This window comes from Haladaptatus rarus (assembly GCF_054177585.1).
In genome coordinates, this window is record NZ_JBPEHG010000026.1 from 33,157 (window position 1) to 49,627 (window position 16,471).

15 protein-coding genes are annotated in these 16,471 nt (G+C 60.4%); 1 reads left to right on the plus strand and 14 read right to left on the minus strand.

All coding sequences use genetic code 11. The features are described 5' to 3' along the window. Positions 1–161: 161 nt before the first annotated feature. The gene (gene kynU, locus ACR3FE_RS26280) at positions 162–1,445 is read left to right on the plus strand and encodes a kynureninase (RefSeq protein ID WP_458210812.1); all 1,284 of its coding nucleotides are present in this window, start codon (positions 162–164) and stop codon (positions 1,443–1,445) included. Positions 1,446–2,128: 683 nt separating this feature from the next. Here the strand turns inward: kynU and trpB are convergent. From trpB to ACR3FE_RS26350, 14 genes are all read right to left on the minus strand, one after another. Next, entirely contained in the window at positions 2,129–3,301 is a 1,173-nt protein-coding gene (trpB, locus tag ACR3FE_RS26285) for a tryptophan synthase subunit beta (RefSeq protein WP_458210813.1), read from the minus strand. A gap of 123 nt (positions 3,302–3,424) precedes the next feature. Beyond that, positions 3,425–4,198, minus strand: a complete 774-nt coding sequence (locus ACR3FE_RS26290) for an enoyl-CoA hydratase/isomerase family protein (RefSeq protein ID WP_458210814.1) — start codon at positions 4,196–4,198, stop codon at positions 3,425–3,427. Positions 4,199–4,272: 74 nt separating this feature from the next. Then, a complete protein-coding gene (locus ACR3FE_RS26295; RefSeq protein WP_458210815.1) occupies positions 4,273–5,040 on the minus strand; it encodes an SDR family NAD(P)-dependent oxidoreductase in 768 nt (255 codons plus the stop codon). A 60-nt stretch (positions 5,041–5,100) separates the two neighbouring features. After that, on the minus strand, positions 5,101–5,556 hold the full coding sequence (locus ACR3FE_RS26300) for a MaoC/PaaZ C-terminal domain-containing protein (RefSeq protein WP_458210816.1): 456 nt from the start codon (positions 5,554–5,556) through the stop codon (positions 5,101–5,103). Then, complete coding sequence (locus ACR3FE_RS26305) at positions 5,553–6,743, minus strand: acyl-CoA dehydrogenase family protein (protein ID WP_458210817.1); 1,191 nt, start codon at positions 6,741–6,743, stop codon at positions 5,553–5,555. The genes ACR3FE_RS26300 and ACR3FE_RS26305 overlap by 4 nt, the downstream gene beginning before the upstream one ends. After that, on the minus strand, positions 6,733–7,152 hold the full coding sequence (locus tag ACR3FE_RS26310; RefSeq protein ID WP_458210818.1) for a RidA family protein: 420 nt from the start codon (positions 7,150–7,152) through the stop codon (positions 6,733–6,735). The genes ACR3FE_RS26305 and ACR3FE_RS26310 overlap by 11 nt, the downstream gene beginning before the upstream one ends. Before the next feature lie 645 nt (positions 7,153–7,797). Beyond that, positions 7,798–9,954: an oxidoreductase gene (locus ACR3FE_RS26315; protein WP_458210819.1), complete on the minus strand. Its 2,157-nt coding sequence runs from the start codon at positions 9,952–9,954 to the stop codon at positions 7,798–7,800. Beyond that, positions 9,951–10,823, minus strand: a complete 873-nt coding sequence (locus ACR3FE_RS26320; RefSeq protein WP_458210820.1) for an LLM class flavin-dependent oxidoreductase — start codon at positions 10,821–10,823, stop codon at positions 9,951–9,953. Before ACR3FE_RS26320 ends, ACR3FE_RS26315 begins: the two co-directional genes overlap by 4 nt. A 182-nt stretch (positions 10,824–11,005) precedes the next feature. Beyond that, positions 11,006–12,658 carry an acyl-CoA synthetase gene (locus ACR3FE_RS26325; protein ID WP_458210826.1) on the minus strand — a complete coding sequence of 551 codons (1,653 nt, stop codon included), beginning with the start codon at positions 12,656–12,658 and terminating at the stop codon, positions 11,006–11,008. A 148-nt stretch (positions 12,659–12,806) separates the two neighbouring features. After that, positions 12,807–13,166, minus strand: coding sequence for a group I truncated hemoglobin (locus tag ACR3FE_RS26330; RefSeq protein WP_458210821.1), 360 nt, complete (start codon positions 13,164–13,166; stop codon positions 12,807–12,809). Positions 13,167–13,376: 210 nt separating this feature from the next. Then, the gene (locus tag ACR3FE_RS26335; RefSeq protein ID WP_458210822.1) at positions 13,377–13,862 is read right to left on the minus strand and encodes a plastocyanin/azurin family copper-binding protein; all 486 of its coding nucleotides are present in this window, start codon (positions 13,860–13,862) and stop codon (positions 13,377–13,379) included. A 95-nt stretch (positions 13,863–13,957) separates the two neighbouring features. Then, a complete protein-coding gene (locus tag ACR3FE_RS26340; protein WP_458210823.1) occupies positions 13,958–14,812 on the minus strand; it encodes an RNA ligase family protein in 855 nt (284 codons plus the stop codon). Beyond that, positions 14,813–15,547: a S1 family peptidase gene (locus ACR3FE_RS26345; RefSeq protein ID WP_458210824.1), complete on the minus strand. Its 735-nt coding sequence runs from the start codon at positions 15,545–15,547 to the stop codon at positions 14,813–14,815. It lies immediately after the preceding gene. Positions 15,548–15,664: 117 nt separating this feature from the next. Further along, positions 15,665–16,258, minus strand: coding sequence for a GNAT family N-acetyltransferase (locus ACR3FE_RS26350; protein WP_458210825.1), 594 nt, complete (start codon positions 16,256–16,258; stop codon positions 15,665–15,667). Between the last annotated feature and the right edge of the window lie 213 nt (positions 16,259–16,471).

Sequence of the window (16,471 nt, forward strand, 5' to 3'; positions counted from 1 at the left end):
GAATTGGACGATTCGTTGCTCCATCTTGGCTGTTCCGGTGGTTCGTGCGGTCCTGGTGGTTCGCCCGTCGAGTATCACGTGTTCGGTTCCAACACGCTGCTCGGATCATCCATCTTGTAATCCTCCGAAAAACTCTCCCTGACGGAGATTGCAGAGGTAGCATGGACGAGTTCGAACTCGGGCGCGAACACGCCCGCCAGCGCGACGAGAGAGCCACCGTGGATCTCCGCGATCGGTTCTATCTTCCCGACGAACTGTACCTCGATGGCAACTCGCTCGGCCCGCTCTCGAAGGACGCCGAGCAGAGCCTCCAGCACGTCGTCGAAGAGTGGCGCGACCTCGGGATTCGCGGATGGACGGATGGCGATCCACCGTGGTTCCACTACGGCGAACGACTCGGCGACCGCCTCGCGCCGATGGTCGGTGCCCGCGAGGACGAGGTCGTCGTGGCGAACTCGACGACGGTCAACATCCACACGCTCGTCGGCACCTTCCTCGACCGCTGTCAACGAGAAGGTCGTGGCCAGAAGGTCGTCGTGAACGATCTGGACTTTCCGACCGACCATTACGCGATCAGAGCGCAACTCAGGACGCGCGGACTCGATCCCGCCGAGCATCTCGTGGTCGTCGAGTCACGCGACGGACGCACCATCCGTGAATCGGACATCGAGGCAGCCCTCGACGCGAACGACGAGGTCGGTATCGTCTTCATGCCCTCGGTTTTCTACCGGTCTGGCCAACTGCTCGACATCGAGCGCGTCACCGACCTCGCGCACGATCACGATGCGTATGCGGGCTTCGACCTCGCGCATTCAGTGGGTGTGATTCCACACTCGATGGCCGACCACGGCGTCGACTTCGCCGTCTGGTGCCACTACAAATACCTGAATGCGGGGCCGGGTGCTGTCGCAGGGTTGTACGTCCACCGCGACTACCACGGAGAGATGCCCGCCCTCGCAGGATGGTGGGGACACGATAAGGAGACGCAGTTCGAGATGCGGATGACGTACACACCCGCACAGTCGGCAGGTGCCTGGCAGACCGGAACGATTCCCGTCATGAGCACCGCACCACTCTCCGGTGTGTTCGATATCATCGATGATGTCGGAATCGAGACGCTTCGTGAACGGTCGGTCGAACTCACGGAATATCTCATATCGCTCGTGGACGAACGCTTGCCGGAGTGTGACGTGGGTTCGCCACGCGACCCTGCGCGACGGGGTGGACACGTCGCCGTAGAACACCCCGAGTCGTATCGTATCAATGAGGCACTCAAAGCACGCGGCGTCGTCGTCGACTTCCGTCCACCGAACGTCGTTCGGGTGTGTCCATCGCCTCTCTACGTCGGATTCGAAGACGTCTGGAAGGCTGTTGAGCATTTACGAGAGATCCTGGACGAACGCGAGTTCGAGCAGTTCGACGAGCGCGGGGGCGGCGTGACCTGACTGCTCGGCTCTGTAGCTCGGTCGATCGGAAATAAGAAGAAATACGGTAATTCGAGAGTGCTACTGCGTCGGATGGAGGGAGTCAGCTACGTTTGAGACGCTCCCACACTCCTCGACATTCTTCACAGAGGTGGCCGGAGAAGCCATCGACATCGTATCGCTTGACGAGAGCCTCTCTACTGCACCGGCCGCATCGCATCGTCTCGCCCTCCATTTCGTTCGGCATCGGTCCTGGTTCGAGAGAGTTCATCTCCCGAATCAGAGCCGACAGTAACGCTCGATTCGCCGCTCGTACTCTGTGTCGCCTGCTGGTTTGAGGAGCCTACTGAAGACCTCGTCAGCAGTCGTGGCACCGTAATCGAAGTGTAAGACATCGTAGTGCTCCCGGGGAAGTTTGTGGAGATGGTCAAACCGTAGCGTGACAGAACCCGTCTCGATGGAGAGAACCTCCACCGCAAGGGAGCAGTGTCGCCACACTCCACCACAGGGAGAGAGTCCAAGGGGTATCTCACAATGAGGCTTGCATCAATCCAAGTTGACGTTGATTACGAACGGGGATAGTCATTGGGGTATGCCACCGATTAGCTATATTTTCAGGCTATCCGAATGAACAACCGCGCACACCTATCACACATCTTCGGTTCGTGATGTGGCATTGTCAAAACGAGCGGGAAAGCGGATGATCAGTTGGCGTTTAGATACTCGTTTGCGATCTTGTCTACGTCCTTGTCACCACGGCCACTTAAGTTAACGATGATGATGTCGTCCCGGTCACGCTCTGCAGCGAGTTTCTTCGCCAGTGCGACACCGTGGCTCGACTCCAACGCCGGAACGATCCCTTCGAGGCGGCAGAGATCTTGGAACGCTTCGAGTGCTTCGTCGTCAACGATTGCCTGATACTCACAGCGACCGACTTCGCGGAACATCGCGTGCTCGGGACCGACACCGGGGTAATCCAGGCCCGCCGCGATGGAGTGAACCTCGACATCGTCGTCGATGATTCGCGTCCGCATCCCGTGGATGACGTCCTCTTTCCCCTTGGCGAGTGGGGCCGCGTGGCGTTTCGAATCGTCGCCTTCGCCGCCGCCCTCTGCGCCGTAGAATGGGACATCGTCGTCGCGGAAGGCGTGGAACAGCCCCATCGCGTTGGAGCCGCCGCCGACGCACGCGACCGCAGCGTCCGGGAGGCGTCCCTCCTTTTCTAAAATCTGCTCGCGGGCTTCCTTGCCGATTACCGATTGGAAGTCGCGTACCATCCGCGGGAAGGGGTCTGGGCCGACGACAGAACCGACCAGGTAGTGGGTGTCGTCGATGTTCTCGATCAGATCTTCCAGTGCGACATCGACCGCATCGGCCAGTCCCTGACCGCCCTGTGTCACTTCGTTGACCGTCGCGCCCATCAACTCCATGCGGAAGGCGTTCATCTTCTGGCGTTCGAGGTCTTTCTTGCCCTGATAGATCACCGTATCGAGGCCCAGGAGCGCTCCGACGATGGAGGTCGCCGTCCCGTGCTGGCCCGCCCCGGTTTCCGCGATGAGACGCTCCTTTCCGGCGTGTTTCGCCATGAGTCCTTGCCCGAGACAGTTGTTGAGTTTGTGGGCACCACCGTGGAGCAGGTCTTCACGTTTCAGGTAGATCGTCGCGCCGTACTCCTCGGACAGTCGGTCGGCCCGATACAGGGGCGTGGGGCGTCCAGCGAAATCCCGCTGGAGTCGTCGGAGTTCGGCTTGGAAATCGTCGTCGTCCTTGACGCTGTCGTAGGCGTCGGCGAGCTGCTGAAGCACTTCGTCCAGTTCCTCAGGAACGTAGCGACCTCCGAACGACCCGAACTCGTGTTGTTGGCCTTCTCCAGGCATGAGCAACCGTACCACACGATTGATAATAAACATGTGGTGCGGTCAACTTACTCGCTCGCACGACCGAACATGACTGGTAATTCAGCACGCTTGGGTACGCTAGCTACTCGGAGCCGCACTTGACTACTCAGGCCACTCGGGGTCACGCCGTTCGAGTTGTGCATCGACGCCCTCCCGATAATCGGGGTCGTTGCGCGCCGCCTCCAGCGAGACGGCTTCCAGATGTGCTTTCGCCGCAGTTGGAGACATCTCCGTGCTCGCGTAGAGACCGCGTTTGAGCTTCTTCAGCACTCGTGGGCTTTTGGCTTTCAGCGCGTCGAGGACCGACTCGACCGTTTCGTCCAGTTCCTCGGCAGGAACGCTTCTCGCCACGAGGCCGATCTCGTCGGCACGCTCGCCCGATATCGTCTCGCCGGTCATAAGCAGATCCATCGTCGTCGGAAGGCCGACCCGGCCCAGCAACTCCGGCGGCGAGAAGTGGTTGACGATGCCGAGTGCGGACTCCGGTTGGCCGATCTGCGCGCCCTCCGCGGCGATGGGGATGTCGGTGTGCAAGAGGAGGTCGAACCCACCACCGTACGTATGTCCGTCTATCTTCGCCACCGTCGGCTGTGGCATCGTTCGCATCTCCGTGAACAGGTCTTCCCACGTCTCGGTGAACGGTTCGAGAGCGTACTCACGCTCCTTGACTTCCTGGAGGTCGCCACCGGCACAGAACGCGTCACCCGCGCTCTCGAAGAGAACGACTCGCACGTCGTCTCGCACACGATAGTCGCGGAGTCGATCGGTGATCGCCAGCTTCGTCTCCATATCGACCGCGTTCAGTTTCTCCGCCCGGCGTATCTCGATTCGAGCGACATCGTCCGTGACCTCGAACTCGGCGTTGACCTCCGTCATGCCGGAGGTATTCGTCCCGCCCTCGAAAAAAGATACCTCCGGAAACAGTCTCGAACTACATCAGTCGAATCAACTCACTCGGCGAGCCAGCCACCATCCACGACCAGACACTCTCCGGTCACGTAGGTCGCCATGTCGCTGGCGAGAAAGAGGACGGGTGCGGCCACTTCGGCAGGGTCGGCGAACCGTTCCATCGGCGTTCGGTCGAGCAGGCGCTGGTAGAGGGCTTCGTTCTCGCGGATACCGTCCGTCAGGTCGGTGGTCACGTAGCCGGGGGCGACTGCATTGACGCGCACGTCGGGTGCCCAATCGAGTGCGAGACTCTTGGTCAGGCCGACGAGACCGTGTTTGGACGCGACGTAGGGATGTTGGCGTGGGATGCCGACGACGCCGCCGACGCTAGCGATGTTGACGAGCGCCCCACCGGATTCCCGGAGGGCTGGGCCTGCCTCCGACGCACAGGCGAACGCCCCCCGGAGGTTGACGTCGAGCGTTCGGTCGAACTCCTCCATCTCGATCGTTTCGGGGGTGCCGAGCGCGCCTCGTGGGTTGATTCCGGCATTGTTGACGACGACGTCGATGCGTCCGAACTCGTCTTCGACCTGTGCGAAGAGGTCTGCGACAGCCGCAGGGTCGCCAACGTCTGTCGGAACGACGAGCGAATCACCGCCACGCTCGCGGACGGCCTCGACGGCCTCGGTGACGTCGCTTTCGGTTCGAGAAGTCGGTACGACATCGGCACCCGCCTCCGCGAACGCTTCGGTGATCGCACGCCCGATACCGCGTGTGCCGCCGGTGACGACGGCCACCTGTTCCGAGAAGTCCGGTGTTAGTTCGGTCATCTCCCTGAGATGCGAGAGCACGGCTAATCAAGGTGGTGTCGGATGGCGATCGACGTATCGTCACTCGCACTCGACAAGCACTCGCTTCGTCAGCTGTAACACGGAGTCGCCATCGTCCGTTCGAATCACCAGTTCGAACCGAACGATGCCCTGTTCGTCGTTCCACCCTTCGAGGCCGACGATCTCCGCGTCCGTGCTGATGACGTCACCGGGGCGGACGGGGCGTCGCCACTGGAGATTCTCGACCTCGACACCCGCGACGATGGCGATTCCTTCCCGCTCGATGATCCCGTCCACGAACCGGCGCATGCTGATCGCCGCCGTGTGCCAGCCGCTGGCGACGAGTTCGCCGAACATCGACTCTCTAGCTGCGTCCGCATCGGTGTGAATCGGTTGCGGGTCGAACCGCTCGGCAAACGAGACGATCTCTTCCTCGGTGACCGTCTCGGTTCCGAGGTCGAACGTCTCGCCCACCACGAGATCTTCGTAGTAGCGCGATGGTGAGTCGGCGGTCATTCGTACATCCGCTTGCTCACGACCAGTCGGTTCACCTCGTTCGTTCCGTCGTAAATCTGGGTTCCCTTGGCCTCGCGCATGTACCGTTCGACGGGATGATCCTGCGAGTACCCCCGCGACCCCAGCACCTGCACCGCCTCCGTGGCGATGTCCATCGCGGCGTCCGTGGCGAACGTCTTGGCCATCGCCGCGTCCTGCGTGACGCGCTCGCCTCGGTCGCGCTTTCCGGCAGCGTACATGGTCATGAGTCGCGCCGCCTGCGTTCGCGTGGCCATGTCCGCGAGTTTGAATCCGATCCCCTGGAACTCACGGATGGGCTGGCCGAACTGCTCGCGCTCGTCAGCGAACGCCGTTGCCGCGTCGAGTGACCCCTGCGCGAGGCCGACACCTTGCGCGGCGGTGCCGATCCGACCGATGTCGAGTCCTTCCATGACGTAGCGAAATCCCCGTCCCTCCTCGCCGACGACGTTCTCCGCGGGCAGGCGGACACCGTCGAATCGTATCTCGCTCTCGATGGCCGTTTCGCCCTCCATACAGGGGATGTTCCGAACGAGCTCGATACCGTCTCGGCCAGTGGGGTCGGGAATGCCGATAAGACACAGTTCGTCGTGGCTCGCTTTTTCGTTGTTCGTTCGTCCGTCGCCTTCTCCTTCATCCTCTCCGACAGTACGCGCGACGACGAGGAGGAAGTCCGCGGCTTCCCCGTTGGTCGTCCAGACCTTGTGGCCGTCGAGCACCCACTCGTCGCCCTCGCGTCGTGCGGTCGTCTCCATCGCGGCGGCGTCGCTTCCCGCTTCGGGTTCGGTCATCGACAGCGCCGGGATGGACTCCCCGCGACAGATGGGTGCGAGCCACTCGTCGCGTTGCCAGTCGGTACCGAACTCGGCGATGGGATAGCCGACCAGACCACAGGCGATGTTGACCGCGCCAGCGACGAGCTTCCACGCGCGGGAGAGTTCTTCGACCGTGACGACGAACGAGCGGTAGTCGAGTCCGGCACCGTCCACGTCGGTCGAGAAGGGAACACCCGTCAGTCCGGCCTCACCGACCCGTCGAATGAGATCAGCCGGGAACTCCTCGCGTTCTTCGTACGCATCGATATGGGGGATGATCTCTTCCTGGCAGAACTCCCGCACCGTCTCGCGGTGCGCTTCGTGGGCGTCGGTGACTTCGAACTCACCGAGCATCGGTCGCCTCCTCGTCGATGACGGCGAATCCTTCCAACTCGACCAGTGCGGCTTCCTTGAAGAAGCCGCTCACCTCGAAGAGCGCGAGCGCCGGATACTCCTCGAAGTAGCGTCCGAACACCTCGCCCAACGGTTCGAGGTTCGCACGGTACTCCTCGCGGTCGGCGACGAAGATGGTGAGTTTCACGATGTCTTCGCTCGTGCCGCCCACGTTCTCGACGACCGCGGAGAGGTTTTTGAGCACCTGTTCGAACTGTCCGACGAGGTCGCCGTGAGCGACGATGTCGCCGTCCGGCCCCGTCGCGTCCTGCCCGGCGAGATAGAGCGTCTTCCCGCCATCGACTAGGACACCGTGGTTGAACCCACGCGGCTCCACCAATTCGGGCGGTGTGACGATCTGGCGTTCCATGCGTGAGAACCACTGCCGCAGGTGTCTTAATAGCTCTCCCTTCGGTGATACATTTCCGGTGAAAGGCAGTACTAGAGCGACATCTTCGAAACTCCTTAGCGATCGTCAATGATGCTATTCTACCGTCAGCCGAATCGAACGGCGAAAAAGACGACAGACGCACGCGAGTCATCTACAAGTGATTTATATCGATACAGTTGAATGGAGATCGTATGGCGGATGGGCAGCTCTTACCTCTGGCCTTGTTTCTTCTCGTGGCAGGAGTATCTGCCCTCGTGAGACCGGATTGGCATGCTGCGATAGAACGACGGCGGCGAACGTCGATGTCCAAGACACGTCTGAAGGAGATCGAGTTGAGTGAGAGCTGGTACGGGTTAACGCAGGGAATCGGTCTCATTATGACCGTCGTCGGGGTATCCCTCCTCCTTAACTCTCTTCTTTGAGGTTATTCAGTGTCAAGAGGTTTATACTCCGGAGTCGGCACTGTCGGCGTGGAGACGAAAGAACCGGCGCGGTCGTGTGGTGACGAGACAGAAGGCCGTTCGTCCGAATAACTGTAGTACATTTCAGTACGTTTCAGTACAAATCAGTAGAGATACACGCGTTTCGAAATCGAATAGAGCGTTCCACGACGCCCGAACGCATCTAGCGCTCAGTAGACGGAGGTTCGGGATGGAACAGCACGAGATCCGCCCTGCCACTGCCGACCATCGTGTTCACTTCGTCGTAGGTCGTGAGATAGTTGGTCGAGAGAGTCGGAATCTCGACCTCGTTGCGGAACTGTTCGCTGAACCGCCCCAGGGTGTCAGTGTCGAACTGAGGGTGCTCTCTGACCGAGGCTTGCCCGGCCACGACCGCGAGGAGATCACATCCACGTTCGTCGAGCGACCGGGCCACCTCGTACGACTCGCGGGTCTTGAAGCCGTTCAGGTTCCAGTCGGTCGCTTGCAGGGTGACGCCAAGAGATTTCTCCTCCGGCCACACGTCTCGGACTGCGTCGAACACCTCCAACGGATAGCGCATCCGGTCTTCCAGCGACCCGCCGTACTCGTCGTCGCGGTCGTTCGAGAGCGGCGAGAGGAAACTCGACAGGAGATAGCCGTGGCCAGCGTGCAGTTGCAGGTGGTCGAATCCGGCGTCGTCGGCCTGTTCCGCCGCACTGGCGAACGCATCGCGCGCCCGTTCCATGTCGTCTGCGTTCATCGCGGTCGGCGTTTGGCTCGCAGGGCCGAACGGCTTCGCCGAAGGGGCGAACAGTTCCCAGCTGTCGTGCTCCGAAAGAGGGCGGTCGAGTCCCTTTTCACGGGACTTGGTCGCACCTCGCCGTCCAGCGTGGAACAGGTGTGCACCGACGACGGTGTCCGCGGGCGAAGCTTCACGCACCCGAGCGACCGCGTCGGCGAGCGCGTCGGCGTGTTCGTCGGCGTACAGTCCCGGTGTACCACGTGTGATCCGTCCGTTGGGCGTGACTGCGAGTGGGTCGGAGAGAAGCATCCCAGGCCCCTGTTCGCCATGCGCTTCCAACCGGTCGATATACGAGTCGGCGGGCAGACCGTCGGTCGCCAGTTCAGTGGGTGCGAGCGTCATGACCGTGCGGTTCGGAACCCGCACCTCCCGCAACGAGAGGTGTTTGAACAGCGGCGGCGTCGCCACCGCCGTCGCCGCCTCACCTTCGGCTTCTGCGAACCACCGGTCGAACTGGTCGACGAACGACGGATCACGGACGCGGAGGTTGTCGTAGGTGATCCGCCCGCTCCGCGTGAGGAGATTGAACGCGAACCGTCGCGGGCGAAGGTTCTGGTAGCGCTCGACGTTCTCGAAGTAGTTCTCGCTTCGTTCGGCGGCCTCCTGCAATCCTTGCACGCGCGGGCGACGCTCTTTCTCGTACCAGTTGAACGCGGCCCTGATGTCCCGACCGTGCTCTTCGAATGCCTCGTGCAGGGCGATGGCGTCTTCCATCGCCATCTTCGTCCCCGACCCGATGGAGAAATGTGCGGTGTGAGCTGCATCGCCGACGAGAACGACGTTCTCGTGCGACCACGTGGCGTTCTTCACGGTCGGGAAGTTCCGCCACGCGTAGAGCTTCGCTTCGAGTTCGTACCCGTCCAGGTGATCCGAGAAGAGCTCCTCGAAATAGCCGAGTGCTTCCGCCTCACTCGCTTCATCCATCCCGGCTGCTCGCCAGGTCTCCTCGGTACATTCGACGATGAAGGTGCTCTTGCGGCCTGGATAGGCGTGGACGCGCCAGAGTCCGTGTTCGTTCTCGCGGAAGACGAACGTGAACACGTCGAAGGGTTTCTCGGTTCCGAACCACGCGAACTTGGCGTTCCCCATGCTGTTGCTGGGGCGAAACGCATCCTCGTAGCTCTCCCTAACGGTGCTATTCAGTCCATCTGCACCGATGAGGATGTCCGCATCCGACCGCAGACGCTCCGGATCGTCGATCTCCTCGCCGTGGTGCAGTTCGACGCCGACTTCGGCAGCGCGCTGTTGCAGTATCGAGAGGAGGTCAGCCCGCATGATACCCGCGAAGGAGTGACCACCACAGCGGAAATACTCACCTTCGTAGTAGATGTCGATCGGGTTCCAGCAGATGAACGCGTCGGTGATTCGTTCGTGACTCTGCCGATCTGCCTCACGGAGCGACGACAGGGTGGCGTCCGAGAAGACGACACCCCACCCGTAGGTGTTGTCCGCCGGGTCGCGCTCGTAGACGGTGACGTCCCACTCCGGGAAGGTCTTCTTCAGCAGCAAAGAGGCGTACAGTCCTCCAGGGCCGCCACCGAGCACGGCCAATTTCACGCATCATCACTCCCGTTCCACCTGTTACCGACGGTGTCGGCCAGTAGATCGAACTGTTCCGGGTCGGCGACGGTCGGAAACAGCACGAGTTCGTCACAGCCTTCGTCCTCGTACCCTCGGACGAACTGCGTCACCTCCTGTGGCGTCGTGAGAAGACCATCGGCGATACGCTCGGCGAACGGGCCGGTGAACTCGTAGTAGTCCAGCAGATACTCGCGTCCCTTCTCGGCTGCCTCCTCACCGCCGAGCGCGTAGTAGCCGTGGCCCCAGATCTCCGGCTCCCCCGGTCGCTCGCTTTCCACCCACGCCGCCTGCGCACGTTCCGCCTGCTTGGCGAACGCCCGTGGTGGACCGCCGCCGTGGATGTACCCATCGGCGAACCGCCCGACACGCCGGTAGGTGTGGTCGCTATCGCCACCGACGAGGATGGTCGGGCCACCCTCTTGAACCGGGTCGGGGCCGACTTCGTCGCCTTCCCAGTACTCGCGGAGCTCGGCCAACTGCTGGTCGAAGCGGCGACCACGATTTCGAAAGTCGACACCCGCAGTTTCGTAGTCGTCCTTTCGAGCGCCGAGTGCCATCCCGAGCGTGAGTCGCCCGCCTGAGAGCACGTCGATTGTCGCCGCTTTCTTCGCTAGCGCCGCGTTCTGTCGCAATGGCCCTGCGATGATCGTCGTCGCCAACTCGATCTCGTCGGTGACCGACGCACAGGCCGCGAGCGTCGCCACCGGATCGAGACCGTGATAGCGTAACCTGTCGAAGACACCGAGACTCGTGAATGGGCCGTCGTCCGCCCACTCAGCCCACGACAGTACCAGTTCTCTGTCCGCTCCGTGCAACGTGTTCGGTAGACCGATCCCGACGTGCATTTTTATGTTATCTGTCTGGCACCTACATCACCCTATAACTATCGGTGATTGTTACCACCCCCCATGTATTATCAACCGACGAGTAACACGGTGTGAACGTCACGAAACCAGGAGATCGTCAACCTGGTCTGCCGATCTAATTCTCTCCCTGCTCCCGTCCGTCTCCACCCGCCGACCCGCCTCTAGGCCCTTTGTTGCTGTTCGCGCTCCCGCAGGAGATTGCGTCGTATCTTCCCGGTCTCCGTCTTCGGAAGTTCGGAGACGTATTCGATCCTTCGCGGATATTTGTAGGGGGCGATCTGGCTCTTGACGTGTTCCTGGAGCGTCGTCGTGAGTTCCTCGCCGGGTTCGTAGCCCTCGGCGACGACGACGAACGCTTTGACAACCTTCCCGCGTTCCTCGTCCGGACTGCCAACGACGGCAGTTTCGTAGACCTCACTCCGTTCCTGAAGCACCGACTCGACCTCCGGGCCGGGGACGTTGTACCCGCTGGAGATGATGAGGTCGTCACGCCGTGATTTGTACTCGAACCGGTCGTCTTCCGTCCTGACGAACACGTCGCCGGGGAGACTCCACCCGTCTCGAACCGCCAACTCCTGTTTCTCCGGTCGCCCCCAGTACGTGACACCAGTCGGTCCGCGAACTGCGAGCAATCCTGCTTCACCGTAATCGAGTTCCTCGCCAGTGTCCGGGTCGATGACCTTGCATTCGTATCCCGGTACGGGGTAGCCCGTCACTGAGGGGTCGATATCGTCACCGATGCGGTGACTGACGAAGATGTGGAGCATCTCGGTCGAACCGAGGCCGTCGAGGAGTTCGATACCGAACGACGATTTCACGCGCTCGAACGTCGATGGTGAGAGCGGTTCACCCGCGCTGATACCGACCCGAAGCGAGGAGAGATCGGCCGTCTCGATGCGGGCGGCGTGCTCGTTGAGCATCTGATTGTAGGCGGTCGGTATCGACCCGAGAACCGTCACGCCGTACTCTTCGACCGTCTCGATGAGATCGAGCGGTTCGGCGTTTTGGATGATGACCGTGCTCGCGCCGAATCGAAGCGGAAACGCGACGAGGACGCCGTAGCCGAACGTGAACGCGATGGGGGGATTGCCGGAGAAGATGTCGTCCTCGGACGGTTCGAGACAGTATCGTGCGTAGCCATCCACGATAGCGAGCATCTGCCGATGGGTGTGGACCGTTCCTTTCGGTCGCCCCGTCGTCCCGCTCGTGTACGCGATCATCGAGAGGTCGTCTCGGTGAGTCGGCGCGGCGGTGAGTTCCGACGAGGCGGTTTCGGTGAGTTCGTCGTAATCGTGATAATCGTGCTCGATTCCTTCGCGGTCGGCGACGACGATCTCCTGAAGCGAGTCGCAGGTCTTGTTGGCGGCTTCGACCGGTTCCAGCAGTCCATCGTGGACGAGGGCGACCGATGCTTCCGAATCGTCGATGACGTAGGTACACTCTTTCGCCTGCAGGAGTTTCATCGACGGTACCGGGATGGCACCGATCTTCTGCACCGCGAGACAGGAGACAGCGTACTCCGGCCGGTTCGGAAATCTGACGAAGACGCGGTCACCCGGTTCGACACCGAGATCTTTCAGTGCGTTTCCGAGTCGGTCGACTCGACCTCGAAGCTCGTGATACGTGATGGTCTCGTCCTCGAAATAGATCGCCACGTTGTCGCCGCGCCCCGCATCGACGAGTTCGACCGCCGCATTGAGTGATTTCGAGTAGTGGAGTTCGGGAAGCGCGTGGAAGAGATCTGCTCGTGTTTCCGCAGGTGGGAATTTCTCTACAGGGACGTTCGCAGCCTGGATGCTGTTATCACGGAGCATATCGGTCATTCAGTGTCAATCATAATATATCCTGATAAAATTTTCAACTATCAGTCAGTTAATCGTGTTCCGTCGATAACCGTCGGCAGTCTGTGATAGTCTTGCTCGAAACCCCCAGCAGAAAAAGATCGTCAGTCGACGAGGAAAACTACCTGCCGAGAACCGGTGCTTTCAGGCCGTTCACTTCGGTCAGTATTGCATCGATCTCCGCATCGCCAACTCCGTTCTCTCGAAGGGCAGCTTCGAGATGGTTCACGACAGCATCGAAATCAGGTTCGTCGATGGCGAGGTGGTCGTGAGCCTCGCGCATGTCGTCCCCATCGTACTCGACCGGCCCGCCCGCCACTGCGCTGATGAACTGTATCTGGTGCGCACGGAGTTCCTCCATATCCATCCCCTCGAAATATTCGACGAGCTGTTCGTCTGCGAGCACGCGGTCGTAGAAGTCCGTGACGACATCCGCTATGGCGTCACGACCACCGATCTCGTGGTACACTGATTGGGACATTGCGGTCAGTCCGATGGTAGCCGCGGAGCGAAGATACACGCTATTGCTAACATTAAAGGGGTTATTTAACAAACCTTGGCAGTTAGTGACACACACATCTAGAGAAAATCCAATATTTCACTCGTTCGTGGCAATCATTCACATTCAACGGTTAGTTCGATCGGACCTGTCGTGTCCCCGGAAGCGACGAAACTGTTTTCCGAGGTGGTTTCAGCCCTCGTTGACCTCTATCGTCCCTTTCATTCCCGCCGACTCGTGTGGGATACAAAAATACTCGTACGTTCCCTCGACTTCGAAGGTGTGCTCGTACGATTCGCCACCGGGGATGTCTCCCTGCTGGGGGTAGTTGTCGCGTGCGTCTTGTTCGGAGTCGAAACCACCACTGGCGAAGTAACTGGCATCGGACGGAATCTTCTCTTCGTAGGCAGTTACAGAGTGTCCGACCGACCCGACGTTCTCCCAGACGACGGTATCCCCGACGCTGATGGTGAGCTGTTCCGGGTCGTACACCAGTTGGTCGGTCATGTCGACCGACTGGTTACCCCCATCGCCACCGCCATCTCCATCTCCGCCATCGCCACCGCCGTCTCCATCGCCGCCTCCGCCGCCACCATCCATGCACCCGGCTATCGAAACGCCCACCACAGTTGTCCCCACCGTCGTAACGACCTGTCGTCGAGTGAGTTCGGAGTCCATACCAGTTCTTTCGACCGGAGAAGCGTTATTTCTTGGGGGTTCGACAGTGGTGGTCGACGATTGACGGTTGGAAATCAGGTCGGTTCTTCGACACATCACTCGTCGACGAACCGGCGGGTTTGGGCAGCGACTTCAGACCTGAACTCCTGCATGTCCACCGACGTTCTATCGTGAAAGAGGGTGGCGTACTCTTCACGATATATGTCTTCGAGCACGCGCTCGTACACTGATTCGACAGAAACAGGCCGCCCGCTCTTCTTTACACTCTCCACGACCGATGCTATCCGTCGGTTCGTCGCATATCGCGCTGCGAGCTCGGCTGCCGGAGTGTCGGTGGGAACGGAATCGGGATCGGCTTCGAATCGTGGAGCGTCGTCTTCGAAACGTGGGACAGGCAGTTTCGCGCGCTGCCCGGTCTTGTTGCGGATGACGACACCCTTCGGGGTACCATCGTACCACGCCGACCGTGGCATCTCGTACGACTCGGGGTCGAAATCGACTGCGCGAGCTTCCTTCTCGAACGTGTTGACCGGGTCGAGTCCGAGTCTCGTGTAGATCCGTTCGACCGCGTCCGGCGGAAGAAATCGCTCTTTGTCACCCGTCCACACGTCGAACCCGAGGAACGACGGGATTCGATTCCAATCGTAGTCGATTGTCTGGTGTCGTGTCGCGACGCCGAAAAAGACGACGGATTCGACGTCGTCGGTCGCTGTGCGAACCGCTTCTCGGTCGAGATTCTCCCGGACGTGTCGAACGACGTGCTGATACGGTGCCGGAATCGACTCCGGATCGAACACCCGTTCTTCGTCACCGAACCGGAGCAAGCCCGATCCTTGCAGTTGGAAGCGAAGGCTCGCCCCGTCGATATCCTCCTGTATCCAGAGATGACCGCCCTCGAAGAGTTCGGGTGGCGCATCGTCGACCGACGGAACCGATGGAAAATCCTGCATTCATTGCCATTTCGCAACCCACTCTGTAATCGTTTTCGCAGGCGCCGCGGTCGCCAACGATCGTTCTGGATACGACGTAAACACCGATTCGGGGCGGTTCAGTCGCTTCTTCTCGTGCTCGGTCGGCGTCGTCCCGTGGATGCAGCCGACGACGACACCGTCGAGGGTCAACAGTGGCGAACCACTGCATCCATCTGCCGTCGGGATATCTGCCAAAAGCCAGTTCGTCCGGGAGTTGGAGGAAACGTACCGACCGAGACTCATCACCCAATCGCCGACGTTTCCGGGGTGTCCCACCGAGAGCAACGGTTCGCCCTTCGAAACGTCCGTGCTCGTCGCCATCGAGAGCGATGGCGGTGTTTCGAGGGAGGTCTTCAGGAGCGCGATATCGGGAAGCAGGTCACGCTGGTAGCCGACGCGAGTCGCAGCTCCGGTTCGCTCGTCGAACGTCTCGATATCGACCGTCTCCGTCTCCATGACGACGTGCGAGTTGGTGAGGATGAATCCTTCGTCGATGACCCATCCGGTGCCCACCGCGTCCCCAGCCAGTATCTTCACGACGGACTGTCGAACCCGCTTTCCAAGCTTCGACGCTCGTTTCCGGGTGCTCTCGGAGAATTTGCTAGAGTGGGACTGGTGTTCGGGGTTCGATGCCGCAGTGGTTCGAGCGAGAAGTGTGAGAGAGACGAGTCCGGTCGAACGGAGAAACCGTCGGCGCGTGGGTGTGTCGGTCATCGTTCTCGGTCGATCCTATTACCACGCTTACCAGTATAAAGTCGATTGCCGGACTCGACCGTTCCACATCGTACCGCACTGGCTACAGCTTCGAAATGGTGACGGAGATGTCGTCGTTCACTCGTCGCTACCGTCACGCAGTTCCTTTCGGTACCACACGTACTCCGTGTCCGAGACTTCAGCTGGATCCGCAGACGAACGGATCTCGACCAGGTGATACCCTAAGGATTCGTAGAACCGCTGGGCCGTGGACAGATCGATCGTCGTCGTGAGAACGACTGACGAAAAGCCCATCTTCACCGCGCGGTGTTCCAACTCGGACACGATTGCCGTGCCGATGCCATGCGATTGGAACGTCGGGAGGACTGCGACGCTCCGGATGCGGGCCGTGGACGTGGTTGTGTCTCGGGGAAGCGTCTGTCGAATGGCCGAATCCGGGTCGTCAGTCTCGACGAGTGGTTGGAAACCCCCGATGGCGACGACATCGTTCGTTTCCGAGTCGTCCTCGTCGGGAGGGTTCACCGCAGAATCCACGGTGGCGACGAGAAATTCGCCTCTCCCATCCAGAAATTTTCTGTCGATGTGTCGCAGATACCGGTTGTATTCGGGCGAGTAGTCCATCGCCGAGTTTCGGAGTGTGTGGTCGTGAACCCACCAGACCGCGTTCCTATCGTCGGGTCGGTATCGCCGAATCGCCCATTCGTCGTTCATGCGTGTCCGCTGGAACGTTCGTCTCTCTGTCTCTTAAACACTCGCCGGAGCAGTATAACACAGTCTTCTCAGGAAGAGATCTCATATTCGAGTTGGCACTGTCTAGTTAGGCCAGTTTAAGAAGCGAGCAGTTCCGTGGTTTTGGTGTTCATGCTCAACCAAGAACTGCTCAGTGAAACGTTAGAGACGGCGAATCTTGAATGTTGGGAGAAC

Bases quoted from the DNA above. Each gene is read 5' to 3' on its own strand.
- kynU (WP_458210812.1), top strand. From the start codon at position 162: ATGGACGAGTTCGAACTCGGGCGCGAACACGCCCGCCAGCGCGACGAG.
- trpB (WP_458210813.1), bottom strand. From the start codon at position 3,301: ATGCCTGGAGAAGGCCAACAACACGAGTTCGGGTCGTTCGGAGGTCGC.
- ACR3FE_RS26290 (WP_458210814.1), bottom strand. From the start codon at position 4,198: ATGACGGAGGTCAACGCCGAGTTCGAGGTCACGGACGATGTCGCTCGA.
- ACR3FE_RS26295 (WP_458210815.1), bottom strand. From the start codon at position 5,040: ATGACCGAACTAACACCGGACTTCTCGGAACAGGTGGCCGTCGTCACC.
- ACR3FE_RS26300 (WP_458210816.1), bottom strand. From the start codon at position 5,556: ATGACCGCCGACTCACCATCGCGCTACTACGAAGATCTCGTGGTGGGC.
- ACR3FE_RS26305 (WP_458210817.1), bottom strand. From the start codon at position 6,743: ATGCTCGGTGAGTTCGAAGTCACCGACGCCCACGAAGCGCACCGCGAG.
- ACR3FE_RS26310 (WP_458210818.1), bottom strand. From the start codon at position 7,152: ATGGAACGCCAGATCGTCACACCGCCCGAATTGGTGGAGCCGCGTGGG.
- ACR3FE_RS26320 (WP_458210820.1), bottom strand. From the start codon at position 10,823: ATGCACGTCGGGATCGGTCTACCGAACACGTTGCACGGAGCGGACAGA.
- ACR3FE_RS26325 (WP_458210826.1), bottom strand. From the start codon at position 12,658: ATGCTCCGTGATAACAGCATCCAGGCTGCGAACGTCCCTGTAGAGAAA.
- ACR3FE_RS26330 (WP_458210821.1), bottom strand. From the start codon at position 13,166: ATGTCCCAATCAGTGTACCACGAGATCGGTGGTCGTGACGCCATAGCG.
- ACR3FE_RS26335 (WP_458210822.1), bottom strand. From the start codon at position 13,862: ATGGACTCCGAACTCACTCGACGACAGGTCGTTACGACGGTGGGGACA.
- ACR3FE_RS26340 (WP_458210823.1), bottom strand. From the start codon at position 14,812: ATGCAGGATTTTCCATCGGTTCCGTCGGTCGACGATGCGCCACCCGAA.
- ACR3FE_RS26345 (WP_458210824.1), bottom strand. From the start codon at position 15,547: ATGACCGACACACCCACGCGCCGACGGTTTCTCCGTTCGACCGGACTC.
- ACR3FE_RS26350 (WP_458210825.1), bottom strand. From the start codon at position 16,258: ATGAACGACGAATGGGCGATTCGGCGATACCGACCCGACGATAGGAAC.